Below are 22,658 nucleotides of genomic sequence, written 5' to 3'. Positions count from 1 at the left end.
TCACAGCGACGCCTGTTCGCGGGCCGCCGCACGGAGCCGGGTGGCGGCCACGGCACACGCCCCGAGCGCTGCGGCGCAGCAGTACAAGGCGGCCCCTGGGGAAGCCTGTTCGGCGAGGGCGCCGAGCAGGTTGTTCGAGACCACAACAGGCGCGAGCTGCGCGAGTGTGGTCCATGCCTGGACCCGTGCCAGGTGCGTGCGTGGCGCGCTGCCCAGCACGAAAGGCCCAAGGTGCGCGACGGCGACACCCGTGCCGGCCCCGACGACGACGGCCGCGCCAGCGGCCAAGGCCATCGTGCTCCCGGCTCCGAACGGGACAAGTGCCACGCCTCCCGCCGCTGCGGCCAGCCCCAGCGCCACGGCCCGCCCGGTCCGCCGCGCTGTCCCGGCCCGGGCAACGACGAGCGCGGCGCCGATCGACCCTGCCGCCTGAGCGCCGACAACGATCCCTGTCGTTCCTGCGTCCCATCCGGCCGCCCGCCCGAGAAGCGGCACGAGCAGCGACGACACGGGCAGCACGACGGCGGCCACGGCGCCGGTCAGTACGAGCGCCCCCGCCAGGCCGCGCGTACGGGCGACGACGCGGGCGCCATCGGACAGGGAACGCCAGAGCGGTCCCGTAGACGGGTCGACGTGGCGCCTGGGCCGGAGCACTGCCAGGACGACGAGCACCACGGCAAAGCAGACCGCGTTGGCGACCGCGACAACGGGCAGGCCGACCGTGACGACCAGGATTCCGCCGAGCGGCGCGCCGGCAAGCAGCACCGCCTGGCCCAGGCCTTGCCGCAGGGCCATCGCGTGCGGGAGTGCGGCGTCGTCCACCAGGAGGCGGGGCATCGAGCCCAGTGCGGGCAGGGAGAATGCCGAGACCACACCGGATGCCAGGCCTGCGGCGGCAAGGAGCCACGGCGTCGGACCGGTGGCTTGCAGGCTGGCAGCGAGGGCGAGACAGACCATGACCATGGCTGACTCGGTACACAGGAGCAGCCGCCGGGCGCCGACGCGGTCGGCGACGGAGCCGCCTACTAGCACCAGGAGAAGCCGAGGCAGGCCGGACGCGGTAAGCACGAGCGCCGCGACCTGGCCGCCATGTGCTGCTGCGGCCCAGCCCAGGGCGAACCAGAGGACTGAGTTGCCCAGCTGGCTGAGCGTGCTCGCGGCGAGGAAGACGAGCCAGGCGCGGGGGAGCGGAGTAGACATGCCCGTGACCCTGAGGGGTCGACCGGGTCGAGGGTCAACGGCAGCGCGGCGACGGGCGAGGCTGTGGCCTCGCCCGCCGCGTACGGCGTCAGGCAGGGATCACGAGGTCGTGATCGCCCAGACCTGGTTGGTGCTGCCGGTGTTGCAGGTGATCTGCTTCAGGCGGGCGCTGTTGGCAGTGGATGCGCCCAGGACCTCGATGCACTTGCCCGAGTTCCGGTTCTTGAACTGGTGGTCGCTGCCCACGCTGATGCGCTCCCACTGCTGGTTGGCGCCCGCGTTGCAGGTGTACTGCGTGATGCTCGCGCCGTCGGCCGTGGACGCGCCGGGGACCTCGATGCACTTGCCGGAGTGCTGGGCGACGAGGTTGTAGTAGCCGTTGCCGAGGTCGTTCAGCGCGATGCGCTGGTTCGTCCCGGTGCCGCAGGTGTACTGGGCGACCTCGGCCGAGTTCGACATCGAGGCGGTGACGACGTCCATGCACTTGCCGGAGTGCTTGGCGGCGATCGTGCCGACGCGGGACCCGGAGCCGGTGCCCCCGCTGGGGTTCACGTTGTCGCCCATGGCATACCGGTACTGGTTGCCGCCCGAGTAGTTGCGGATCGTCAGGTCGAGCGCCGTGCCGCTCCCGCTCTTGACGTACATGGAGTACCAGTCGTAGCCGATGCTGCCGAGCTTGCCGCCGGCGGCCGGCCAGTACACGCCACCCATGGAGTTGTCGCGCATGACCTGCGCGACCGCCCGCAGGTACCGGACCATGTTGTTGGTGCTGCCGCTGTCGTTGTAGTTCAGGCCGCTGTTCATCGCGGAGCCGAACTCGGTCACGATGGCGCGCGACGCACAGTTCCCCAGGCGGGTCGTGATGTGCGACCGCCAGGCGTCGTAGGTCATGGCGCCGTACATGAACGTGTACGTGTGGAACGACAGCAGGGTGCCGTTGAAGCGCGAGTCGTTGCAGACGTCGCGCAGGTCCTGGCTGTAGCCGGTGCCGCCGATCAGGACCCGGCCGTCGGGGGCGTTGCTGTGCGAGCTGAGCCAGGCAGCGGCCGTGTCACGCCATGCGGTCGAGGTGTAGCCGTGCGGCTCGTTCATCGGCTCGAAGTAGACGAGGCTGTTCGAGGCGTACTGGGACAGGACCGTGTCCCACATGGAGTTCCAGGCGGCGGTGTTCGTGACCCTGCCGCCGGAGGCGGCGCCGTCCTCCCAGTAAGCGACGATGACCTTCCACCCGCGGGCAGTGGCCGCGTCGATCGTGCCGCGGTAGGCACCCCACCAGGCTGTGCCGACCGTGTGGGTGTTGACGGGCAGGCGGACCGTGTTGACGCCGAGCGTCGACCCCATGTCGCCGTAGAGCGCGTTGGCCTTGGCCCGCACGGTGTCGTAGCTGTCCGACGACGAGAGCCCGTCGAGCACCAGCGGGCTCGTCGAGAAGTTGTCACCGGCGACCCCCCAGTTCATGCCGCGGAACTGGGAGGTGGCCGCGGCTGCGGGAGCGCTGCTCGCGACGGCGGTGAACGGCAGGAGAGTCAGGGTCAACAGGGCGGCAGCCAGGCGAGCCCGGGGCCGCCTGGCGCGTGGAGAGGTTCTGCGGAGTGTCGTCACGGTTCAACCCATCTCGCGCTTCATTGCGCGTGTTCGTCGATGAACTGGCAGAGGGCTTCGATGCTGATCGTTTCCGAGGTCAGCATCGCCGTAAGAGTCCCACCCGAACAGTAGGTGGTCAAGAGTGGGTTGTAAACGATCAGAAACGATCAGCCTGCTTGTCGCTTGGACTAGTCGAACGTTCCGAGCGGTCCGAGGTCGGTGCCATCGATCTCGTCTGCAGTCGACCGAGTAAGTCCGACCAGTTCGGCCATCGGTACGGCAGCGCGGCAGGTGCGCCGAGGTCTTCGTGAGCTTTCTGGCCCAGAGCGGCGGGAGGAAGTTCAGGCCGCGGTCAGCCCGGCGCCCCCTCATGGTTGTGTCGCCTTCGGAGGCGATGACCGAACCGTCAGAGTGCGGGACACGGTGTCGGGCGGGACAACGTCGACGGTCCGGTGCAACCACGGGTCCCGACGTTACGAAGGCCCGCCGAGCAGTCGACAGATCCCGATGTCGAGGACGGCAAGATTCGGCATCTCGCGGCCGTCCCACCACGCGATCTGCTCGACCTCGCTGTTGGCCACGAACGGTGTCGTTCCGCTCAAGCTGGCGACGTAGACAGCGGCGTACTCGAAACGGCGGTCCGGCATCAGCCGAAACGTCGCCACGCCGGAATACTCAACCTCGGGAGCAGGCTGTCCGGTTTCTTCGACGAATTCGCGGATCGCTGCCTGACGCGGGGTCTCGCCCGGGTCGATCATGCCGCCGGGCAGTTCCCAGAGCTTTCGCCACCGGTTGAACACGAGCAAGGTGCAGTCGTCGTGGCGAGCGACCACCAGCGCCAACGGGAGAGGGATCCCGGGATCCAGGCAGTCAAGTTCATCCTCTGATCCGCATTTGAATTCGACGAGTTCGTTGCGCTGAGCGTCAGTGATGAGCGGTGAGGGCACAGCCAAAGGTTCTACTGCCGTGACGGTCCTCGCAACGAGATTTCGGCCCTCCGGCGACCCTCGTCTGAATGAACGCTGTTGTCGTGGATCTTCGGACGGGGATCCCGGCCAGGACGTTGGGCGTCTGCGTCCTCACGGTCACATAGTGGGCAGCCACTCCCAGGGCGGGCACCGCCTTTCGCCGGGGACCGGTACTCAGCTGCTGCCGTCCTCGCCATGAGAGGGTGTCCGCCGCAGCCAGTACCACCCGATGACGACGCACACGAGACCGTTGAGCACCCCGACGACGACGTCGCTCGGGTAGTGCATCCCCCGGTACAGCCGGGAGTAGACGACGAGCAGGGGCAGCAGGAACAGCACGACGGTTACGCCCACGCGCAGCCACGTGCGCTCGATCCGCTGGGCCATCAGCGCCAGCGACAGGTAGAGCGCTATCGAGGCGCCGGAGTGCCCGCTCGGGAAGCTCGACGTCGGTGGCGCGTGGTCGAGCTGCTCCACCTCGGGGCGTTCGGCGCTCACGACGAGCGCCGCCAGCATGAAGACCGCGGCCTGGACGGCGACGGCGATCGCCGGGACCACTGCGTACCACCACTGCCCGGTACGCCACCAGACGACGCCGGACACGACCAGGCAGATCCCGATGATCGTCTCGGTGGTCCCCATCACGCCCCACACCTCGGTGAGGGTGTTGAAGGTCGCCGTGCGCTGCTCGACGAACCATTCGTTGACCGCGTTCTCCCGCTCCTTGAGCCCCGCGAGCGGGCCGGCGAGCAGGAGGCCGAGCCCTACTACGATCACCCACCACGCCACTGCCGGAATTCCTACACGCAGCCCCAGGGCTCGTCGCACCTCGGGACTTCCGGGTGGTGATGTGTCGTCCGCCCACCGCTCGAGGTCAAGCATCAGGAGTCCGGACCGGGCTCGGGGCGCGGCGTCGGCCAGTGCCGGTAGGCGAGGTACGAGGACAGCACAAAACCGACCCCGAAGAGGATGCCGGCCACCACGTCGGAGGGGTAGTGCACGCCGAGCATGACCCGGTCGACCGCTGTGGCGACCGTGAGCACCGCGGCCCCGACCACCGCAGCGGCCCGCAGGACCCGAGATCTGAGCGACGGCCACACGAGCACCACAAGCGCCGTCATCATTGCCGCGGTGTTCGCGGCGTGCCCCGACGGGAACGAGTAGCCGGCCGCGCTCTCCACCGGATGGTCCAGCACGGGCCGCGCGCGGTGCACGACCACCTTCAGCAGGTTGGACAGTCCCCAGGCGGTGAGGATCGTCGAGAGCGCCCACCAGGTGCGCGTGGCGTTGCCGGTGCGCCACCAGTAGCCGAGGCAGATCGCGGCGACGGGCACGAGCAGATGGATGGCAAGGAAGGCCCACTGCCAGAGGATGAGCGCGCGCAGCAGCTCGGGGTGCTGGGCGGCGAGCGCGGCACCCTCCGTCACGGCGCGCTCGTCGAGCTGGACGAGCGGCGGCCACTGCTCGCGCACGAGCAGTGCGATGACGATGAGGGCGACGCCGGTCGCGATGCCGGTCAGCGCGGCGCGTAGGAGGCGACGGGCGCGGCCTGTGGGCGGTCGCGGTGGCGTGGCGGTCTGCGGGTCGTGGCCGGGACTTCGGTGCAAAACGGGCCTCATGCCGACACGCTGCCACAGGGCGGCGCCACTAGCCCGTCGTTACCCGGACGCTCGATCAGGAAACGTGGATCGTGGCGTGCACGGAGACCTTGAAGCCGTACCCATTGGTGCCCGCGATCTCGAGCACGTGGGTACCGGCAGCCAGGGGCTGGATCATCGCCCAGACACCCACCACGTACCTGGATGCGGGCCAAAAGTTCTGCGTGACGGGATTGCCCAGTGCCCCTCGGATCCGTACCTTGCTGGTCGCTGCCCGTATGGTGTCGAGATCCTGGCCGTCAACGCGGACCGTGCCCCAAGCGTGCTCCATATGGGACAGCGCGAGCGGCGCAGGGCTCCACATGCAGAACGCTGGTCCGAAAAGCGGCCGCCCCAGCGGCACGTTGAACTCACGTTGGGCCGCGCCACCCATCGTTCCACCAAGGAACCAGACATCTGCGGGCTGTTTGCGGCCCGCGTCCTCGCCGCTCTCGTCCAGCAGAGGGCTGTTCACGACGCTTGTCCCGGCTACCCACTTCATCCACCGAGCTGCGAACTCTTCAGCACGGGCGGTCGCCTCGACATCGATCATGCGGCAGATGCTACTGCCCCGGCTCGCACCCTTTGCACCGTATGCGACGACGGCTAGGGCGTAGGTTCCCGAGGAAGCCTCCTGGTGCTGAGGCACCGCAGCAGCCAGCCTATGGACACCCGCTGGCAGAAGGGGGCGTCATGCCTCTGAGCGCCACTCCGCCCGGTAGTCCGAATGATCGGCGTACACCTCGGCGTGGGCCTTGACCGCGATCATGAGCCCGGCGAACAGGTCCCGGACGCCGGTCGCTTCAACGCCGTCCCCGCTGTCCGGCGACTGTGTCAGGAACTTCCCAAGCTCCTCGAACGCCTCCACGATTGTCCGCTTGGCTGCACACTCGGCGAGTGCCCGCACTGGGGACCAGCGGGCCATATGCCGCGAGTCAATTCGGACCTCTTCGATGTCGATTCCTCCTCGCACAGTCACCACATCACCGGTCGGGGTGCGCGCGACGATGGCTTCGAGGTCCTCGTCGAACTCCCAGAGGCCGGAGTCTGGCGCGTAGTCCAGCGCGGCCTGCGCCGCCGCCTCGTCCTCGGCGATACGGGCCAGTACGAACTCGGTGATGATCATGCCGCGGATCCTTCCATGTGGCCCGGGTCTCGTGCCGCGCGAGGAGAGGGAGCGCGTCGGCGACCATGCCACGACCACCGTTTGTGCCGCTCCCCGCGCGTACGCGCGTCTGGGGCAAGCAGAGACCGAGCCGGTCCGCCAAAGGAACCGCGAACAGCCAAACCTCGGCAACGTGGCGTAAGTCAATCGGCGTCGCCGTCGACCACCTCGGTGCGCAACCGGGTACTGACACGACGGGTAGGCAACGGATAGCTCCCCACCCAGCCGCAAGATCAATGAGGGAACGGCTACAGGCCACTCAGGGGCAGTTCGAACCCGGCCGGGCCGCCACCAGTGACGCTGCGCCACTGAGCGCGACGTCGGCCCTCGTCGCCACGCGGATAGGGCAGCCCTGCCTCTAGCGCGGCGGTCTCGATCGCGCGCATCGTGATGCCCACGCCGGACGGAATCGGTGCGTGCCTGACCCAGCGGCCGTCCTGGAGGGTCCACGCCTCACAGCGGCACAGGTCCGGTCCGACGCCGTGCCAAACCCGCAGCACGACCGGCCCGGGAGCGGTCCGCTCGGCGGTGGCGATCTGCGCGGCCAGCGGGGAGAGCGAACCGTCCACAGCAGGAACAAGAGAGGCCAGGACAGGCAGGGCACCGGCTTGGTTGATGGTGCCGGTGGTTTCGTCGGCGGCGCTGCGGACGATCGGTGGCGCGTGCCCCATCGCGACTGAGCGTTCCGCCCAGGTCAGCATGTCTAGGTCGTTGACGCCGTCGCCGACAGCCACCGTTCGATCCGCAGGGATGCCCAGGTGGGTTCGGACGACGTCGAGCGCGGCGGCCTTGTTCACGCCGGCGGCGGTGATGTCGAGCCAGTCCGCCCGTTGCGGGGCCACCGTGACCCCCGTGGCGCGTAGGGCGTCGGTACAGCGGCGGAGATCAGGGGCGGTGAGCGCGATCCGGGTCGCAGGCTCTGCCATCAGATCGGGCAGCAGAACAGCCTTCTGCTGCCCGTTGAGTTCACCTGGTTCAAATGGGCTGCTGGTGCGCCAGCCCCACCCGACCTCCTCGATCGCCACTCGCACGCTCGGCGCCACGTCCAAGGCGCGTCGGATGACTGGTGCGGGATCGAACATTCGGGCCTCGACGATGTCGTAGCCAGACGGCGCGGACGGGTCCAGGTGAACGGTCAGAGCACCGTTGGAGCACACCGCCCACCCGGTGGTGAGACCCAGCCGGGTAGCGATCGGCAGCAGCCCGGCCAACGACCTGCCCGTGGCGAGCACAACCTCGTGGCCGGCCGCACGAACCAGGTCCAGCGTCTCGACCGTCCCGGGTGGAATCCGTCGCTCGCTGTCTATCAGCGTGCCGTCAATGTCCAACGCCACCAGCAGGCTCGTGGCGGTGACGGCCGCCGTCGCTGCCTGCGTCCTGAGGGCTGTGTTTCGCATGCTCCCAGTACGCCAGGCATACGTCGGGAGCGGGAGGAGTTCGGTGTCCGGGGAGAAGGGTTCGGTGTCCGGAACTTGGTGTCAGGCGGACTGTTCGGCCAGAGCAAGGGTGCGGCGGTACTCGCTGCTCCAGCCCGCTGCCGTCCACTCGTCCGGCAGTGCGTCCAGCCCAGATCGGAGGTTGTCGACGGCGTCCAAGTCATTCCCGAGGGCGTGGTGCACCAGGCCGAGGGGTAGCTGTAGCCACGTCGGCGTCAGCCAATAGGTCGACGGTGCTGTTTCATCGCGTTCGGAGGAAGCGATCAGGTCTTCTGCAGTACTGATCATGTTGGTCGCTGCGGAGGTCTCACCCAACATGGCCATGCCGTGCGCTGCCTGGATCGCGGAGTCCGCACGGTGCAGGTCGCCGGTCCCCGGGGTTTCGTACGCAGCTTGGAAGTGGCGGGCGATGCCGCGAGGATTTCGGCGACGGCGCTCCACGTACCCGCGGTAGTTCTTCGCCTGGGACGACAACGTCGCGTCGCCGATCTCGTCAGCCATCGCCACAGCCCGTCGCAAGGTCTGGACTGCCTGAGCGTCAAGGCGTGTCTGTGCGTACAGCCACCCGAGGAACTGGGTCCACTCTGCGGCCAAGCGACGGACCTCGACAGCGTGAGGCCCTGTTGCGTGTTTTGCGAGGGCCTCGACCGCGGAGCACTGCGCCGCGGTCGAGGAGACGATCATCTGCGGGTCGACGACGTCGTCGAGATGACGTTGTGCGGCAAGGACGGCGGCCAGGGCGGCAACGGTCGCGGCGTCCACGCGAGAGGGCTGCTCGGTCACCTTCGAGAGCTCTGCGGCGTGCTCGTCGGTCACAGTCGACTGAACCACCATCGCGGCCAGGACACCGCCAGCCTCGAGGACGTCGTCGAGGTGGGCCGCCATGTCGGCGCTCGGGCGCATGCGTCCGTTCTCCAGCTCCGACACCGTGGACTTGCCGATGAACGACGCCCGGGCCAGGTCGCGCAACGACATGCCACGCTCGGTGCGAAGCCGGCGCAACGTCTGTGCGAATCTCGGGTCGACCACGCGCATGATCACTCCTGCTGTGTCTCGTTCTGCACCCACTCCAGGTACTTCTGGTGTCCGCCGATCACGGGCGTCACCAGAACCTCCGGGACATCGTAGGAGTGCTCACGCACGATGTACTCGGTGAGCCGGTCAGCGAGGGCGGCGGTGGTCTTGAACGTGACGCGCCATTCCTTGTCCTTCTGTACCGCGCCGTCCCACCGGTACACGCTCGTGACCGGGCCCTCGGCCTGCGCGCATGCCGCGAGCCGCGCCTCGACGGCAGACGAGGCGAGAGCCTCGGCCTCCTCCACAGCACCAAACGTTGTGGCCACCTGCACGAACTCGACGTCGACCGGGTTGCTCGCCATGCGATGAGCGTACCGGCGACCTCCCGCCGGGGCGCCTCGCTCTGCGCGGTGCGCCTAGACGTCGGGTTTCGCCGCGATCGCTAGTGAGGTCCTCAGCTGGATCAGTCACCCCTGGGTACTGAATTAGGCATCGGTGTCAGCGATGTTTCGCCGATACTCATGCCATGGCCCAAGCCTTCGAGCCCAGCGCAGGCGATCCGAAAGAGGGAACTGCTGCGCGGGTTGCTGGCGTCCGCTCGGAGATCCCGGAATATCGATGGTCCCAGGTGATCGAGGCTTCGTTGCGCGAAGCGGCGAGTCGGGTAGCCCCGTCGCTGTCGACCAAGCAGTACGACGACGTCGTTGACCTCCTCGACCACGGAGAGCCAGGCATCGCGCTCGAGTCGTTGTGCAGCCATCTGTACGAGGACGACATCGTGGTCGACGACGCGGTCCGCTGGCAGATCGCGAATGCCGGGAACCTGATGGGAATGAACCCACTGTTGTGGGAACGTCTCACGCCGGCCCCGTGGCCCGAGGTCGACGCCGACACCTGGTGGACTTTGACGACCGGAGAGCCAGACGACATCGAGCACCTGTCAGTCTTGCGGCACGAGTTGGAGCAAGAGATCGGCGTAGGCCATGTCCTTTATGGCGAACCGTTCGACGTGCTCGCGCGATTCGTGGGGGCCGACGAGGTTCTCCTCCGGTTGACCAGTGGTCGATTCGCGATCGTCCATCCGACGTGGAGTCGGAGGCTGGAGCCGCCGCAGTGGCCCGTTGTGGTGGTGTGTGCGGACGTTGACGCGGCGCAGATCGAGGTTGATCGCATCGGGCGGTGAGTCGGGCCGCCCCGGGAGAGGCGGGTCGCGGGCGGAGCGTTCCTGGCAGGATGCGTTCGCGTGAGGACCTCACCCCCGCCGTCGGACATCACCGCCATCCTTCCCGAACTGCACCGCCTGACGAAGAGTTCATGGTCGTATGGCGCCGCTCGGGCGACGTCGACGACGTCCTGACCGACGTGCCGCACCCCGGTGAGGACCAGATCTTCCTGGACGGCTACGTCCCGGTCCCGTGTGTACTCGCTGCGGAGCAAGTCACCGAGTTCCCTCCTGCATGGGTACTCGGACGAGCCTTCCATGACCAGGTCACGCGACGTGATGACGAGCTGGGAACCAGCTACGACTCGGTGCGGTCGTTCGCCGACGGGTCCAAGGTCGGCGGATGGCCGGCAGACAGCGACGTCGGAGGCCCGTACTTCGACGCCTTTGCGTGCGCCTGCGGTAATCCGTTGAGCACGCTTCTCAGCCTGGCTAGCACTGAAGTTGCCCATACCCATCGGACGACCGCGACGACCTACCTGGTGCCGCCGGCCGACGAACCGCGCGGCCCCGAGTGTGGCGAGCCGACTGGGCTGGTCCTCGGTAATTGGACCAACCTGCAGCTCTTCTACTGTGCCGTTTCCTGGGACCACCCGGTCCAGCGCTTCGTCATGTAGTGGTACCGGAATGCAGTGACGGCATGGTCAAGGGGACCCAGCCCCGTGGCCACGGGCCTGCTGCACAGATCGGTGACAGGGCGAGGTCGGCGCACAGTGGAGGATCAGCCGATCCCGCGGTGCGTCGTCGACCGTATACGACGCCGCCGGCGCGAAACGCCATCCCGGCCCGGAACAGTTGTGGTCCAGAATGGGTGGCGATGACATCGCGCACCCCGTCCGCCCGGCAGCGTCTCTACGAGGCTGCGACCCGCTGGTCCTTCGACCGAGGTGTCGACAATGCGTTTCTGGTCGAGGCCGCCACAGCCGCTCTCGTTTCGGGTGTCGACTCGCCCACCCTTCGTGAGCTCGCCGGCGCTCCGCGTCACGTGGACACCGAGGACATGCGTGTGTTGCTCGATTCTGCCCTTCGAGAGCTGATGCTGCCGAGCCCACGCGGGATCGCGCTCTCGGATGTTGTGGCGGACGACGGCACGGTGGTTTCGCGCATGCCTGCCGAGACGATCCGGTTCGAGGTGGTGGCAGCCGACGTGCATGACGACTTCCAGGTGCTGGTCTTCGTCGACGATGTGGAGATGACGAGCCGTGCTGCGGGTGCCGGCATGGGGCCGGGCAGCTTGTTCGTTCCGGAGAACCGGCTGGTCGCGTCCACCGAACCGCGTGTCGTGCCGATCGCTCGATGCGAGTGCGGCGAGTACGGGTGCGGAGTCACCGATGTCCGGATCCTGCGTCAGGGCAACGCGGTGCACTGGGACTGGCTGCATGAGACGCCCATGGATCACGGCGTGACGTTCCGTGCCGACCAGTACGACGCTGCGGTCGCCCGCGTCGCTGCCGACCACTCCTGGGAACGCCCGCAGGACACCGCCCGGCGCCAGATCTTGACCGCCGCCGACAAGGAACGGCTGCGCGCCGAGGGCTTGACGCTGCGATCGTGTTATCCCGTCCACGACGACCCGTCGACCTACCGGGTCGCGCTACAGACCGTCGACAACGTCTACCAGGTGTTCTTGGACTTTCCGCTGGACGGGCGGGAGCCGACGGCAATCGTCCCCGACGCGCTTCGAGCACTGGGTGAGCCACCATCGAGCTGGTCCGCGCAGTTCCGCGCGATACCGGCCGCAGTCAAGGAGCGACCTGCCATCGCCGGCCGGCGCTGGACGAGGGCGGACCTCGGCTGGTCACGGCGGAGGAAGTGATCGCCGAGCCACACGAGGTAGGGGCGGACGCCGGTCATCGTCCCGCCGTTGGACGACTGCACGGTCACGTAGCGCACGGGGGAGTCTCGCACGGCGACGTTGTCCGAGCACTACCTTTCTGCGCGGGGATACCGAGCCCTGCGGGTGACGTCGATTCGAGAGCCGTTACAGGCTGACGTAGCTGTCGGTGAAGAACCCGTCGCGACGTGCGCGGCTGGGGGAGAAGTAAATGCGGACGTCGAAGCGTTCGTCGATCACCACGACGGCTTGTCGGCCACGGTCGAGGTCGCGTAGCACCAGTCCTCCCAGGCTCAGCGCGCTGGACGGGCCACCGTCCTCCGGACGCCGTTCGGGCCACCAGAAGGTCTCGATCTGAGTGATCGTGCGCGGACCACGTCGGCGCCAGTGGCGAGTGACGTGCCAGATTCGGGCGAGCTGCAGGTGGTTGGGCATGAGCGGCTCGGCCCGGATCCCGAGGCCGGCGCTGCTTCCGCCCTGTTCCCAGATCACTGACCAGGTCGAGCCGTCGTCGAGGTCGAGCTCCAGTCCATGCCCGACGACGTCGCGGTCGCCCTCGTGCCAGTACGGCACTTCGTGCTCGTAGTCCAGGTCGGCGTAGCGCACCGCCCTGATCGCCCTGCCTGTCAGTACCTGCCGGAGGGCGTCTGTAACCATGGCGGCGTCAGCGCCGTTCGTGACCCAGGCCGTCCAACGGAGCAACGGGCGCGCCCACGCGGCCGGTGGTGGCTCCTGACCCGCGAGGCCGGCGGCCTCGTACATCCGGCGGGCACACATGCGACAGTCGGAGCGCCCACGGCCGTCGAACGGGTGCCGGTAGATTTCGATCAGGTCTGGGGACAAGCCACAAAACGTGCTGCCGTCATCGGTGATGCCGTGGTCTCCACCCAGATGTTCGGGTTCAACGATGAGCCGCGCGGCTGTCGTCCAGGGGCCGTCGGCGTCCATGATCACTTGTACGCTCCCTCAGTCCGATCGCAGGCGGTGAGCCGGAGAGTACAGGGCTTGGCCGGTGCAAGTCCGCGCCGCATGCGTCCAGCAGGTTCGATCATGATGTACAACGAAACGAGGTCATCCAGTGACAATTGAGGAACTGCGGTCGGAGTTGCGGCGCAGGAAGGTACCAGGGTTCGCGTACAGCATCGGGCGCGACGAGAACGAGACCTTCTGTCTTGTCCAGGAGCCTGACGGCTGGCACATCTTCTACAGCGAACGAGGCATCAGGAGCTCTGAGAGGGTGCTTGCGTCAGAGTCGGCGGCCTGTGAGGAACTCGTACGGAGGGTGCTCGGCGATAGTGTCGTCCAAAGCTGGATGGACGAGCACAGCACGTGAGCCATCGTGGGCCGGCCAGCGCCGCTTCCAGCCCTCCAGAATGCACGAAGCCCAGGTCAGAAACACTCTCTGACCTGGGCTTCCGTACTCTGAGCGGGCGACGGGAATCGAACCCGCGTAATTAGTTTGGAAGACTAGAGCTCTACCATTGAGCTACGCCCGCACGGCCGCGCTTGATGCGCGGTGCGGGGAACACACTAGCAAACCTCGCCGGGGGTTCCACCCCGCACCCGCCGCGCTCACCCCTTCACCGAGCCTGACGCGAGCCTCGCCAGGACGTCCTGCTGCAGCGCCGTGTATGGATGGTCGTGACCACCGTCCCGGCTGGTGGTCCGCGCCTCGACCCTCGGCGACGGCTGACCGGCCGGTTCGCCCTCGAGTGAATGTCAACGGACGACGCTGCATCTCCAGCTCGCTTCGTACGCTTCCGCGAGCGGTCCCGGTTCGGGCGGGACCGGTGTGTTGACCATCATCGTCGTCATCCCCGCCAACTGGACGAAGGCTCTCAGGTTCTTGAGCGGGACATCCTTGCTCTCAGCGCTGCTGGCCACGAGCTCCCACGAGGACTTGGCGCCCTTCACGGCCTTGCGGAAGTCGGCGACATAGGCCTGTGCCTCACGTGTCGGTGGTTCGGGAAGATCGCTGAGCAGGTCGAGCCGGGTGTCGTACAGGTCGGCCGCCGTCTGGGCGAGCTCAGCGAGGGCCGCGCGGTTGTCCGCACGGACAACAGTGGGGTCGATGATCTCCATGGGCTCGCCGGGGCTCATCGAGATGCACGCAAGCGTCATCCATTCGACAAGGTCGATGGCGTCATGCGACGAGCTGCTGTCCGGAGCAGGGGGCGCGGGGCTGTCCGACGTCGAAGACGGGTCTGACGAACTGGTCACCGCCCCTGAAGGTGCCGCGTCCGACGGGGCGGACGCCGAGCAGGCTGCTGGCAGCACGGCTAGGACGACGGCGGTAAGGGCTGCTGTGCATCGCGAGTCGAGCTTCATGGCGCCTCCGGTCATGAGTGCGCGGAAGTCCCCGCATCGATGCAGTGAACACGCAGGTCGCCGGGAGGGGTCCCGGTGGAACGAGCCGGCCGTGCGACTGCCGCACTGAGCGCCAACCGGCCCGGCCCGGAGACCTTTGCGCGGCGCCCCTGAGCGACGTACGATCTGTACATCATGTACAGGAGGCGATCGACGTGACACCCACCGAATTCCAGACCGCAACCGAGGCCCGTGCAAAGTTCAAGGATGTCCTGGATTCTGCGGAGTCGGGCGTGACCGTCACGATCCGTCGCGACTCGGCGCGCTCGTCTGTCGTGGACACGGAGCGGCTGCGCCACACGCTGGCGATGCTCGTGGTCCCGGACACCCAGGTGTTCAGCGAAGACGGGGAGTGGGGAGCGTTCGTTCCCGGAGTGCCGTCGGTGTCCGCCACCGGTGACACGCTCGACGAGCTGCTGGACGATCTCGTCGTCGCCTCGCGCGATTACGCCAAGGCCTGGAACGACCGCCTTCGGCGCGCACAGAACCATGTAGAGAACTGGGGCTTCGTGCAGGTGGTCATGTTGTCCGACGACGATCAGCTACGCACCTGGTTGGGGGCATGACGCCACCGCCACCGGGGCTGCCTCCGGTCACCCGCACTGCTCACAAGGATTTCTGCGAGGCGGAGCGCTGGAACCTGGTCACGGACGCCCGTGGCCGGGCTGTGGCGCATCACGTCACCTACGAGTTCCCGCACCCGGACGGGCGGTTGCTCCGCACCCGGATCTCACGGCCTGTCAAGCCTCAGCCCTATGGCCCCAGCATGGCCGCGCACATCCTCCGTGCCCAGCTCGAGGTGAGCCCAGAGGAGTTCTGGGCGTGCGTGAACGACGGCGTCCTGCCCCAGCGTGGAAAGCCGGAGGCGCCCAAGGAGGCGATCCCCATGGGGTTGCTGCGCGTCCTGCGAGAGGACCTGCATCTGGACGAGGACAAGCTCAAGTCGTTGACCAAGGAACGAGCCATAGCGCTCGTCAACGAGTACTGGTCGCAGGCCGGCGGCGAGTGATCCGCAGGGCCGGTGCCGAATCGGCACCGCCCCGCAGGTTCGAACTCTCAGGGCGCAGGAACCAGCACGTCCCGCACCAGCGCGTCCAGCTGCGCATCCGCGTCGAGGAACTGACGCAACGTCCGCCGCGCCGGACCAAACCCAGCAAACTCCTCAGGCGCCAGCCCATCAGGCTCATAAGCGGCCCGGAAGTCCGGCAGCGCTCGCGTGAGCAAGTCGAGGATCTCCGGATCCACAGGAACATCGATACGAGACGGCAGCGCAAGAGAGTTCCGGTTGATCGAGTCCTGCCACTCGAACGGCGGCGAGATCACGAGGTCACCGCCCACCAGCTCCGACAGGTGCAGGTGCGTCCGGAACGCCGCAGACAGCACCCGGGTGCGATAGCCCCGCTCCTGGAAGATCCGGTACGCATTCTTCAGAGCAGCCACCCCCGCCCAGTCGAGCACGCCCGGCGGCACCAGCAGACCCTCACGCGCCGCGACGATCTTGAGCCAGTCGTCGAGCCGGCCACCCATGATCGTCGCGACAGCCCCCATCTCCTCGACCGGCAGACCCTCGCGCTCACGGCGATCGAGTCCACGCTCGACGGCCTCGGCCACGGCCACCGCCTGCGCCACGGTGAACGACACCGTCGCGTTCACGCTGATGCCGCGGTAGGTCACTTCCTCGATCGCCTCGACACCCACCTGCGTCGCCGGGATCTTCACGATGATGTTCGGCGCCAGCCCTGCGAACTGCTCCGCCTGGCGCACCAGGGCACCGGCGTCCCGGTGCAGGCGCGGGTCGGTCTGGATCGAGAGCCGCCCGTTCCGGCCGCCGGACTCCTCGAAGGCCGGCAGCAGCAGGCGGGCCGCCTCGACGCTCAGCTCCTCGACCACCAGCCAGCCGAGCTCCGACTCCGTGGCGGTGGGCCGGTCCTCGGCGAGCGCGCCCAGCCGGGCCGTCCAGCGCGGCAGGTCCGCCTTGATCGCGGCGAGCGCGATCACCGGGTTGCACGTCGCGCCGACGGCGCCCCAGGCGATCGCGCGGCCGAGCTGCACCGGGTCTGCCGAGTCGTTCCACAGGGCGGTCTGCGGGTGCTCCCGCGTCATGCGCGCCAGGGGGGTCTCCCCGTCGGCGCCGTCGGGTGTGGCGGTGTCGAGCGTTTGGGTCACGAGATCCTCCGGAGGCGTAGGCCGACAGTGCGCGTCCGCACCCGAGCCCGCGTCGTCGCAGGGTTCGGCGTGACTCCATTCGACAGTGCGTCCAGGCAACCTGTCAACCGAATGTCAGGACAAATGAGCGCGAATATGAGACCGGCCGCGGAACAACCGGCCGGTCAGCTCGCGAACAGCATGGTGTCGAACATGTACCGGGACGCACGGTAGATGTGCTGCCCGAACTCGATGCCCTTGCCGTTGTCGTCGTACGCCGTGCGCTCCATCGTCAGCAGCGCCGCCCGCGGCTTCTCGCCGAGCGTGCGGGCCTCGGCCGCCGTCGCCGAGCGCGCACCGATGCGCTGCCGTGCGACCTTGGGCTTGGCACCCCGCGAACGCAGCAGGTCGTACAGCCCGCTCGCCGCGAGCTCGTCGACGGTCGGGGCGATGTCCAGCGGAACGTAGTTGGTGAGCACGGCCAGCGGCTCGCCGTCGGCCATGCGCAGACGGCGGATCATGACCACCTCGGTGCCCTCCGGCAGCTCGAGCGCCTCCGCGACCTCGGCGCTCGCCGACACGGTCCGGTGCTCGAGCACCTCGGTGCTGGGCTTGCGGCCGGTCTTCGTCAGGTCGTCGTGCAGGCTCGTCAGCTCGACGGGCCGGCGCACGCGCGCGGGGGCCACGTGTGTGCCGACCCCGCGCTGGCGTACCAGGCGTCCGCGCTCGACCAGGTCCTGCAGCGCCTGGCGTGCGGTGGGTCGCGAGATGCCGAGGCGCGCCGCCAGTGCCACCTCGTTCTCGAGGAACTCGCCGGGCTGCAGCCGCCCGTCCTCGATCGCTGCGTCGATAGCGGTGGCAACCTGGTGGTACAGGGGCACCGGGCTCGACCGGTCGAGGTCGATGCGCAGCGTCTGGGGCACGGAGGGCCTCCTCGTTGGGGTCATCTTGTCGAACGAGAGTCTAGCCGTCGGTGGTACTGAGGACGGGATGTTCAAATGTCAGGACAAAGCATTGACAGGAGAGCGCGTCGGAGGCAGGGTCAAGGTACCTGCCGCACGAGCTGGTGCGCGCGGTTCCGCGATGATGGGGACGACGATGGTGATGGGAATGGGGACGAGGCCGCATGACACGACGCGTTGACGCCTGGGCGCCGGACGTGCTGGCGATCGGCCGCATCGGGGTCGACCTGTACCCGCTGCAGAGCGGCGTCGGGCTGGAGGACGTGCAGTCCTTCGGCAAGTTCCTCGGGGGCAGCCCGACGAACGTCGCGGTCGCCTCCGCCCGGCTCGGCTATGCCACCGCCCTCGTCACCGGCGTGGGGGAGGACCCCTTCGGCCGGTACGCGCGCCGCGAGCTCCGCGGGTTCGGTGTCGACGACCAGTACGTCGTCGTCGTGCCCGAGCTGCACACCCCCGTCACGTTCTGCGAGATCTTCCCGCCCGACGACTTCCCGCTCTGGTTCTACCGGTCGCCGTCCGCCCCCGATCTGCGGATCACACCGGAGGACGTCGACATCGACGCCGTCCGCTCGGCGCGCCTGTTCTGGCTCACCAGCACCGGCCTGAGCCAGGAGCCCAGCCGCTCGGCGCACCTCGCGGCCCTCGAAGCGCGCGGCCGGTCCGGCCACACGGTGCTCGACCTGGACTACCGCTCCATGTTCTGGCCCGACGCCGAGACGGCGCGCGAGCAGATCCGCGCCGCACTGCCGCACGTGACGATCGCCGTGGGCAACCGGGAGGAGTGCTTCGTCGCCGTCGGCGAGAAGGATCCCGACCGGGCCGCCGACGCGCTGCTCGCCGCCGGCGTCGAGCTGGCGGTCGTCAAGCAGGGTCCGCGCGGGGTGCTGGCCAAGACCCGCGACGAACGGGTGGTCGTGCCGCCGGTCGCCGTCGACGTCGTTAACGGGCTCGGCGCGGGGGACGGGTTCGGCGGGTCGCTGTGCCACGGGCTGCTGCAGGGCTGGTCGCTCGAGCGGACGCTGCGGTTCGCCAACGCCGCCGGCGCGATCGTCGCCGCCCGGCTGGAGTGCGCGGCGTCGATGCCGACGGTCGCCGAGGTCGAGTACCTGCTGGCCACGGGCCGGGTGCCGGAGCAGCGGACCGATGCCCCTATCGAGATCCGCGAGCGTGCGACCGCGCCGTCGGCCGACACGGGCGACGCCGTCGCCGCTCACGAGGCATCCGCCGAGAGCGCCGCGCGGCCCGCCCTGAGCGTCGACGCCGTCGCCGAGCTGCGGCTGAGCGACCCGCGCGCGCTGCGCGAGCGGCTCTTCTCCCGGCCACGGCATCCGGGTTCGGTCCCGGGCGAGCGGTTCCTCGTCATCGCCGCCGACCATCCGGCGCGCGGCGCCGTGGCGGTGGGGGGCGACCCCATGGCGATGGCGGACCGGCGCGACCTCCTGCGCCGGACGGCGATCGCGCTGGGCCGGCCGGGCGTCGGGGGCTTCCTCGGCACCGCCGACCTCGTCGAGGAGCTCGCCGCGATGGGCGCGCTGGACGGCAAGCTGGTCTACGGGTCGATGAACCGCGGGGGCCTTGCGGGCTCGTCGTTCGAGCTGGACGACCGCTTCACCGGCTACGACGCGCGCGGCATCGCCGAGGCGGGTCTGGACGGCGGCAAGATGCTGCTGCGCATCGACCCGCAGGACCCCGCATCCGTCGTCACGCTGGAGGCGAGTGCCCGCGCCGTCGACGAGCTCGCCGACCGCGGCCTGGTCGCGATGGTCGAGCCGTTCATCTCCCGCCGGGTCGAGGGGCGCGTGCGCAACGACCTGACTCCCGACGCGGTGATGCGGTCCATCGCCATCGCGTCCGGCCTGGGCCGCACGTCGGCCTACACGTGGCTCAAGCTGCCCGTCGTGGCGGACATGGAGCGGGTCCTTGCGGCGTCCACCCTGCCAGCGCTCATCCTCGGCGGGGAGGTCAGCGGGGACCAGGATGCCGCCATGGCCGGCTGGGCCAAGGCCCTCGCCCTGCCGACGGTACGCGGCCTGGTGATCGGCAGGTCCCTGCTGTACCCGCCGGGCGGCGACGTCGCGGCGGCCGTCGACGACGCGGTGCGCCTGCTGTGACCGACGCCGTTCCGAACCTGCCTCCCGCGAACCACTCAGCCGTGAAGGAAACCTCTGTGAACGATCTGATCCTCCGAGCGAGCGTCCCCGACGCACGCACCGGCGGCGCCGTCGCCGAGGTCACGCCCGAGCGGGCCGGCTGGGGCTACAGCGGCCTTCTGGTCCACGAGATCGCCCCGGACGGGCACCTCGACCTGGAGCTCACCGCCGACGAGGCGGTCGTCGTACCGCTGCGCGGCAGCCTGCGCCTGGACGTGACCGACCCCGGCGGCGAGCGGCACGACCTGCGGCTCACCGGCCGCGCGAGCGTCTTCGCCGGCCCGGCGGACATCGCCTACCTGCCGGTCGGCTCGACGGTGACGCTGCGGCCCGACGGCGGGGACGTGCCCGACGGCGGAGGCACCCGCGTAGCCATCGGCACCGCACGCGCCGGCCGGGCGCTCCCCGTGCAGGTGCTGCGGGCGAGCGAGGTGCCGGTCGACCTGCGCGGCGCGGGCCGGGCCAGCCGCCAGGTGCACAACTACACGATCGGCACCGCCATCGACGTCGACCGCATCCTGGTGTGCGAGGTGCTGACCCCGGGCGGCAACTGGTCCAGCTACCCGCCGCACAAGCACGACGCGCACAGCGACGTCCCCGGTCACGAGGAACGTGAGCTGGAGGAGATCTACTACTTCGAGGTGGCCGACGGACCGTCCGGCCCGGGGCTCGCGCACCACCAGGTCTACGGCACGGCGGACCGGCCGATCGACGTCCTGGCCGAGGTCCGCACGGGCGACACGGTGCTGGTCCCGCACGGGTACCACGGGCCGTCCGCGGCGGCCCCCGGCTACGACCTGTACTACCTCAATGTCATGGCAGGCCCGGCAGACGACGGCACCTGGCTGTCCGTCGACGACCCGGCCCACCACTGGGTGCGCGAGACGTGGGCGTCGGAGCCCGTCGACCCGCGCCTCCCGCTCGGCGCGAGCCCCGCCCCCGCACCCACCACAACCCCGACCACGGAACTCACCGAGGAGCCCACGTGAGCAGTACGACCCCGACCCCGGCCCCGACCCCGGACGCCGAAACCGCCACCGTCCGCCTCACCGTCGGCCAGGCCCTGGTCCGCTTCCTCGCGCACCAGCACACCGAGCGCGACGGCGTGACGCAGCGGCTGTTCGCCGGCGCGTTCGGCATCTTCGGGCACGGCAACGTCGCGGGGTTCGGGCAGGGGCTGCTGCAGGCGCACGTCGAGGCCGCCGAGTCCGGCGTGCCGGTCGGCGAGACCGGACCCGACGAGCTGCCGTACCTGCTGGCCCGCAACGAGCAGGGGATGGTGCACGCCGCCGTCGGCTACGCCCGTACCAAGGAGCGGCTGCAGACCTTCGCGTGCACCGCGTCGATCGGCCCCGGCTCGACCAACATGATCACCGGCGCGGCGCTCGCGACCATCGACCGGATCCCCGTGCTGCTGCTGCCCTCCGACGTCTTCGCGAACCGGCTCCCGGACCCGGTGCTGCAGCAGCTCGAGCACCCCGGCGGCCCCGACGTCACGGTCAACGACGCCTTCCGCCCGGTGTCGCGGTACTTCGACCGGATCTGGCGGCCCGAGCAGCTCCTGTCGAGCGCGCCCGCCGCGATGCGCGTGCTGACCGACCCGGCCGAGACCGGCGCCGTCACCATCTGCCTCCCGCAGGACGTCCAGGCAGAGGCCTACGACTGGCCCGTCGAGTTCTTCCGCGACCGCGTGTGGCACGTCGCGCGCCCGGTCCCGGAGCCCGCCGCGCTGGCACGCGCCGTCGAGATCATCCGCTCCGCGAAGCGGCCGCTCGTGGTCGCGGGCGGCGGCGTCGTCTACTCCGAGGCGAGCGAGGCGCTGCGCGCCTTCGCCACCGCGACCGGCATCCCCGTCGCCGACACGCAGGCCGGCAAGGGCGCCATCAACTGGGACCACCCGCTCGCCGTCGGGGGAGTGGGCGCCACGGGCAACGACGCCGCCAACGCGCTCGCGGCCACCGCCGACGTCGTCATCGGCGTGGGCACCCGCTACACGGACTTCACGACGGCGAGCCACACCGCCTTCCGCGACCCGGGCGTGCGGTTCGTCAACGTCAACGTCGCCGCCTTCGACGCCGCCAAGCACTCGGCGGAGATGCTGGTCGCCGACGCCCGCGAGGGGCTCACCGCGCTCACCGACCTGCTCGCCGGGCACCGTACGGACGCCGAGTACCGCGCCGAGGTCACGCGGCGCGTGGCCGACTGGCAGGAAATCACCGAACGCTGCTACCACCTGGGCCACGGCCCGCTGCCCGCGCAGACCGAGATCTTCGGGGCGCTCAACGAGCTGATGAGCGACGAGGACATCCTCATCAACGCCGCCGGCTCGATGCCGGGGGACCTGCAGGCGCTGTGGCGGGCGCGGACGCCGTCGCAGTACCACCTGGAGTACGGCTACTCCTGTATGGGCTACGAGATCCCCGCGGCCATGGGCGCGAAGCTGGCGGCGCCCGACCGTGAGGTGGTGGCGATCGTCGGGGACGGCACGTACCAGATGCTCCCGCAGGAGCTCGCGACCATCGTCTCCGAACGCATCAAGGTGATAGTGGTGCTGCTGCAGAACCACGGGTTCGCCTCGATCGGGGCGCTCTCGGAGTCGCGTGGCTCGCAGCGCTTCGGCACCAGGTACCAGATGCGCAACCCCGAGACCGGTCTGCTCGACGGCGACGACGTACCCCTCGACCTGGTGCGCAACGCCGAGAGCTTCGGCGTCGACGTGCTGGTCGCCAAGAGCGTCGAGGACTTCCGCGCGGCCTTCCGCACCGCCGTCGCCTCCGACGCCGCGACCCTCATCCACGTCGAGACCGACCTGTACGGGCCCAACCCGCCGGGTTCGAGCTGGTGGGACGTGCCGGTGAGCGAGGTCTCCACCCTGTCCAGCACCCGTACCGCGCTCGCCGAGTACGAGGCGGGCGGCGCGGCGCAGCGGCACTACCTGTGACGCCCCGACCCGCCGGCACGGCCCGCCCCA

At 69.3% G+C, this 22,658-nt stretch carries 22 protein-coding genes, 1 tRNA gene and 1 pseudogene; 9 read left to right on the top strand and 15 right to left on the bottom strand.

The window, feature by feature from the left end; all coding sequences use genetic code 11:
- The 10 genes from AB0F70_RS10495 to cutA all read right to left on the bottom strand — a co-directional run bounded on the left by AB0F70_RS10495 (position 1) and on the right by cutA (position 9,369).
- Positions 1 to 1,200: an MFS transporter gene (locus AB0F70_RS10495; RefSeq protein ID WP_357447278.1), complete on the bottom strand. Its 1,200-nt coding sequence runs from the start codon at positions 1,198 to 1,200 to the stop codon at positions 1 to 3.
- A gap of 99 nt (positions 1,201 to 1,299) precedes the next feature.
- Positions 1,300 to 2,736: a ricin-type beta-trefoil lectin domain protein gene (locus tag AB0F70_RS10490; RefSeq protein WP_357447276.1), complete on the bottom strand. Its 1,437-nt coding sequence runs from the start codon at positions 2,734 to 2,736 to the stop codon at positions 1,300 to 1,302.
- Positions 2,737 to 3,257: 521 nt separating this feature from the next.
- Positions 3,258 to 3,731 carry an NUDIX hydrolase gene (locus tag AB0F70_RS10485; protein WP_357447273.1) on the bottom strand — a complete coding sequence of 158 codons (474 nt, stop codon included), beginning with the start codon at positions 3,729 to 3,731 and terminating at the stop codon, positions 3,258 to 3,260.
- A 195-nt stretch (positions 3,732 to 3,926) separates the two neighbouring features.
- The gene (locus AB0F70_RS10480; protein WP_357447270.1) at positions 3,927 to 4,529 is read right to left on the bottom strand and encodes a phosphatase PAP2 family protein; all 603 of its coding nucleotides are present in this window, start codon (positions 4,527 to 4,529) and stop codon (positions 3,927 to 3,929) included.
- Positions 4,530 to 4,633: 104 nt separating this feature from the next.
- Positions 4,634 to 5,371 carry a phosphatase PAP2 family protein gene (locus AB0F70_RS10475; protein ID WP_357447267.1) on the bottom strand — a complete coding sequence of 246 codons (738 nt, stop codon included), beginning with the start codon at positions 5,369 to 5,371 and terminating at the stop codon, positions 4,634 to 4,636.
- Between the two features lie 55 nt (positions 5,372 to 5,426).
- Positions 5,427 to 5,942 carry a hypothetical protein gene (locus AB0F70_RS10470; protein ID WP_357447264.1) on the bottom strand — a complete coding sequence of 172 codons (516 nt, stop codon included), beginning with the start codon at positions 5,940 to 5,942 and terminating at the stop codon, positions 5,427 to 5,429.
- Between the two features lie 138 nt (positions 5,943 to 6,080).
- Positions 6,081 to 6,515 (bottom strand): DUF6221 family protein, encoded by a 435-nt coding sequence (locus tag AB0F70_RS10465; protein WP_357447261.1) that lies wholly within the window; start codon positions 6,513 to 6,515, stop codon positions 6,081 to 6,083.
- A gap of 287 nt (positions 6,516 to 6,802) precedes the next feature.
- Positions 6,803 to 7,951 (bottom strand): HAD family hydrolase, encoded by a 1,149-nt coding sequence (locus tag AB0F70_RS10460; protein ID WP_357447258.1) that lies wholly within the window; start codon positions 7,949 to 7,951, stop codon positions 6,803 to 6,805.
- Positions 7,952 to 8,032: 81 nt separating this feature from the next.
- Positions 8,033 to 9,025 carry a helix-turn-helix transcriptional regulator gene (locus AB0F70_RS10455; protein WP_357447255.1) on the bottom strand — a complete coding sequence of 331 codons (993 nt, stop codon included), beginning with the start codon at positions 9,023 to 9,025 and terminating at the stop codon, positions 8,033 to 8,035.
- 2 nt (positions 9,026 to 9,027) lie between these two features.
- Positions 9,028 to 9,369: a divalent-cation tolerance protein CutA gene (cutA, locus tag AB0F70_RS10450; RefSeq protein WP_357447252.1), complete on the bottom strand. Its 342-nt coding sequence runs from the start codon at positions 9,367 to 9,369 to the stop codon at positions 9,028 to 9,030.
- 164 nt (positions 9,370 to 9,533) lie between these two features.
- Between cutA and AB0F70_RS10445 the strand changes: the two genes are divergently transcribed.
- From AB0F70_RS10445 to AB0F70_RS10435, 3 genes are all read left to right on the top strand, one after another.
- A complete protein-coding gene (locus AB0F70_RS10445; protein ID WP_357447249.1) occupies positions 9,534 to 10,190 on the top strand; it encodes a MafI family immunity protein in 657 nt (218 codons plus the stop codon).
- 131 nt (positions 10,191 to 10,321) lie between these two features.
- Positions 10,322 to 10,846, top strand: a complete 525-nt coding sequence (locus AB0F70_RS10440) for a hypothetical protein (protein WP_357447247.1) — start codon at positions 10,322 to 10,324, stop codon at positions 10,844 to 10,846.
- 368 nt (positions 10,847 to 11,214) lie between these two features.
- Positions 11,215 to 12,045 (top strand): hypothetical protein, encoded by an 831-nt coding sequence (locus AB0F70_RS10435; RefSeq protein WP_357447245.1) that lies wholly within the window; start codon positions 11,215 to 11,217, stop codon positions 12,043 to 12,045.
- A 165-nt stretch (positions 12,046 to 12,210) separates the two neighbouring features.
- Here the strand turns inward: AB0F70_RS10435 and AB0F70_RS10430 are convergent, their stop codons facing one another.
- Positions 12,211 to 12,720, bottom strand: coding sequence for a hypothetical protein (locus AB0F70_RS10430; RefSeq protein WP_357447242.1), 510 nt, complete (start codon positions 12,718 to 12,720; stop codon positions 12,211 to 12,213).
- A gap of 421 nt (positions 12,721 to 13,141) precedes the next feature.
- Here AB0F70_RS10430 and AB0F70_RS10425 point away from each other — a divergent pair, with 421 nt between their 5' ends.
- Positions 13,142 to 13,396, top strand: a complete 255-nt coding sequence (locus AB0F70_RS10425; protein ID WP_357447239.1) for a hypothetical protein — start codon at positions 13,142 to 13,144, stop codon at positions 13,394 to 13,396.
- A gap of 92 nt (positions 13,397 to 13,488) precedes the next feature.
- On the opposite strand, the gene AB0F70_RS10420 is transcribed toward AB0F70_RS10425, so the two are convergent.
- Together AB0F70_RS10420 and AB0F70_RS10415 are read right to left on the bottom strand one after the other, a co-directional pair.
- Positions 13,489 to 13,559 (bottom strand) — tRNA-Gly (locus tag AB0F70_RS10420).
- A gap of 223 nt (positions 13,560 to 13,782) precedes the next feature.
- Positions 13,783 to 14,184 (bottom strand): hypothetical protein, encoded by a 402-nt coding sequence (locus AB0F70_RS10415; RefSeq protein ID WP_357447236.1) that lies wholly within the window; start codon positions 14,182 to 14,184, stop codon positions 13,783 to 13,785.
- Between the two features lie 401 nt (positions 14,185 to 14,585).
- Between AB0F70_RS10415 and AB0F70_RS10410 the strand changes: the two genes are divergently transcribed.
- Entirely contained in the window at positions 14,586 to 14,996 is a 411-nt protein-coding gene (locus AB0F70_RS10410) for a hypothetical protein (RefSeq protein ID WP_357447233.1), read from the top strand.
- A 200-nt stretch (positions 14,997 to 15,196) separates the two neighbouring features.
- Positions 15,197 to 15,439: a hypothetical protein gene (locus tag AB0F70_RS10405; protein WP_357447230.1), complete on the top strand. Its 243-nt coding sequence runs from the start codon at positions 15,197 to 15,199 to the stop codon at positions 15,437 to 15,439.
- Between the two features lie 47 nt (positions 15,440 to 15,486).
- On the opposite strand, the gene AB0F70_RS10400 is transcribed toward AB0F70_RS10405, so the two are convergent.
- Together AB0F70_RS10400 and AB0F70_RS10395 are read right to left on the bottom strand one after the other, a co-directional pair.
- The gene (locus AB0F70_RS10400) at positions 15,487 to 16,596 is read right to left on the bottom strand and encodes a transaldolase family protein (RefSeq protein ID WP_357447227.1); all 1,110 of its coding nucleotides are present in this window, start codon (positions 16,594 to 16,596) and stop codon (positions 15,487 to 15,489) included.
- A gap of 164 nt (positions 16,597 to 16,760) precedes the next feature.
- Entirely contained in the window at positions 16,761 to 17,498 is a 738-nt protein-coding gene (locus AB0F70_RS10395; protein WP_357447224.1) for a GntR family transcriptional regulator, read from the bottom strand.
- Between the two features lie 203 nt (positions 17,499 to 17,701).
- Here AB0F70_RS10395 and iolC point away from each other — a divergent pair.
- The 3 genes and pseudogenes from iolC to iolD all read left to right on the top strand — a co-directional run.
- Positions 17,702 to 18,658 (top strand): annotated as a pseudogene (gene iolC, locus AB0F70_RS10390) (5-dehydro-2-deoxygluconokinase); the annotation flags it as partial.
- A gap of 1,046 nt (positions 18,659 to 19,704) precedes the next feature.
- Positions 19,705 to 20,676 carry a 5-deoxy-glucuronate isomerase gene (iolB, locus tag AB0F70_RS10385; RefSeq protein WP_357447221.1) on the top strand — a complete coding sequence of 324 codons (972 nt, stop codon included), beginning with the start codon at positions 19,705 to 19,707 and terminating at the stop codon, positions 20,674 to 20,676.
- Positions 20,673 to 22,628: a 3D-(3,5/4)-trihydroxycyclohexane-1,2-dione acylhydrolase (decyclizing) gene (iolD, locus tag AB0F70_RS10380; protein WP_357447219.1), complete on the top strand. Its 1,956-nt coding sequence runs from the start codon at positions 20,673 to 20,675 to the stop codon at positions 22,626 to 22,628. Before iolB ends, iolD begins: the two co-directional genes overlap by 4 nt.
- Positions 22,629 to 22,658: the final 30 nt, after the last annotated feature.

This window comes from Promicromonospora sp. NPDC023805, assembly GCF_040639635.1.
Classification (GTDB): domain Bacteria; phylum Actinomycetota; class Actinomycetes; order Actinomycetales; family Cellulomonadaceae; genus Promicromonospora.
The sequence above is the reverse complement of the archived record's forward strand: the minus strand, read 5'-3'. Positions and strand labels throughout refer to the sequence as shown.

Excerpts from the sequence above, each read along its gene's own strand:
- AB0F70_RS10475 (WP_357447267.1), bottom strand. The coding sequence starts at position 5,371 with ATGAGGCCCGTTTTGCACCGAAGTCCCGGCCACGACCCGCAGACCGCC.
- AB0F70_RS10430 (WP_357447242.1), bottom strand. The coding sequence starts at position 12,720 with ATGGTTACAGACGCCCTCCGGCAGGTACTGACAGGCAGGGCGATCAGG.
- cutA (WP_357447252.1), bottom strand. The coding sequence starts at position 9,369 with ATGGCGAGCAACCCGGTCGACGTCGAGTTCGTGCAGGTGGCCACAACG.
- AB0F70_RS10455 (WP_357447255.1), bottom strand. The coding sequence starts at position 9,025 with ATGCGCGTGGTCGACCCGAGATTCGCACAGACGTTGCGCCGGCTTCGC.
- AB0F70_RS10405 (WP_357447230.1), top strand. The coding sequence starts at position 15,197 with ATGGCCGCGCACATCCTCCGTGCCCAGCTCGAGGTGAGCCCAGAGGAG.
- AB0F70_RS10470 (WP_357447264.1), bottom strand. The coding sequence starts at position 5,942 with ATGATCGATGTCGAGGCGACCGCCCGTGCTGAAGAGTTCGCAGCTCGG.
- AB0F70_RS10440 (WP_357447247.1), top strand. The coding sequence starts at position 10,322 with ATGGTCGTATGGCGCCGCTCGGGCGACGTCGACGACGTCCTGACCGAC.
- AB0F70_RS10415 (WP_357447236.1), bottom strand. The coding sequence starts at position 14,184 with ATGACGCTTGCGTGCATCTCGATGAGCCCCGGCGAGCCCATGGAGATC.
- AB0F70_RS10465 (WP_357447261.1), bottom strand. The coding sequence starts at position 6,515 with ATGATCATCACCGAGTTCGTACTGGCCCGTATCGCCGAGGACGAGGCG.
- AB0F70_RS10460 (WP_357447258.1), bottom strand. The coding sequence starts at position 7,951 with ATGCGAAACACAGCCCTCAGGACGCAGGCAGCGACGGCGGCCGTCACC.
- AB0F70_RS10495 (WP_357447278.1), bottom strand. The coding sequence starts at position 1,200 with ATGTCTACTCCGCTCCCCCGCGCCTGGCTCGTCTTCCTCGCCGCGAGC.
- AB0F70_RS10445 (WP_357447249.1), top strand. The coding sequence starts at position 9,534 with ATGGCCCAAGCCTTCGAGCCCAGCGCAGGCGATCCGAAAGAGGGAACT.